This is a genomic window from Alcanivorax sp. HI0044 (assembly GCF_001634945.1).
In genome coordinates this window covers 1-773 of record NZ_LWEZ01000694.1, presented here as the reverse complement: position 1 = coordinate 773, position 773 = coordinate 1, and the positions used below count along the sequence as shown (strand labels likewise).

2 protein-coding genes are annotated in these 773 nt (G+C 55.9%); both read right to left on the bottom strand.

Annotated elements, in window-relative coordinates; translation table 11 throughout:
* A partial coding sequence (locus tag A3730_RS08375) for an inner membrane CreD family protein (protein WP_197477374.1) occupies positions 1–391 on the bottom strand: 391 nt, incomplete at its 3' end.
* Positions 392–582: 191 nt separating this feature from the next.
* The coding region (locus tag A3730_RS31325) for an ATP-binding protein (RefSeq protein ID WP_369819051.1) at positions 583–773 on the bottom strand (191 nt) is incomplete at its 5' end.

The following is a 773-nucleotide window of genomic DNA, read 5'->3' as shown; positions in this document are numbered from 1 at the left end:
TAGCGGGAAACACAGCTTCAATATGCAGCAGACTCCGGTACACCGGCACGCCGTAAATACCGCGATAGCGCATTTCACTCTGCAGCTCGCCATCAATGCTCAGGGTATCCGGGATCTGGCTGTCCAGTACCTGCCGGTGTTCGATGGCGGTACAGGTTTCGCCGCTGCGGCAATCGCGCTTTTCCACCAGCTGTTTGCGGGTTCTGGGTACCACGATCAGTGGCCCACTGATCTGCTGTTCGCCACTGACCTGCCGGGTAATCTGGTGTTTGACGTGCATCGCTTCATTACTGCGGTCGGATATCTTTCCCTGGATCATTAACAGCGGCATGACCAGCACCAGCATTAGCCCGGCAATAGTGAACATTTTCAATAACAGGTTGGGTCGCATGGCTTCTCTCCCACAAATGACGCCCTCAGTGTGAGAAAACAGTGTGCGAAACCGATTTGAGGGTTTTGTGGGGATTGTGTGGGGGAAAGTGGTGACGAGTTGCGAGAAGCGAGTTTCGAAAACCCGGGCCATTTTTTTCTTCTCGCTTTTCGCTCTATCGCGCCGCCAACAATACTCCTGCGGGAAGAGGTCTATTCGGGGAGGATTAGCCTGGCCTGAACGCCTTCCGGGGTGTTTCCCACCTGCAGGCTGCCGCCGTGCAGACTGGCGATTTCGCTTACCATGGCCAGCCCCAGGCCTGAACTTCTTTCCTGACCCGGCGCCGGCAGGGAATAGAAACGCTCGGTGATGCGTTCAAGCGCATAGTCAGGAATCATGGGGC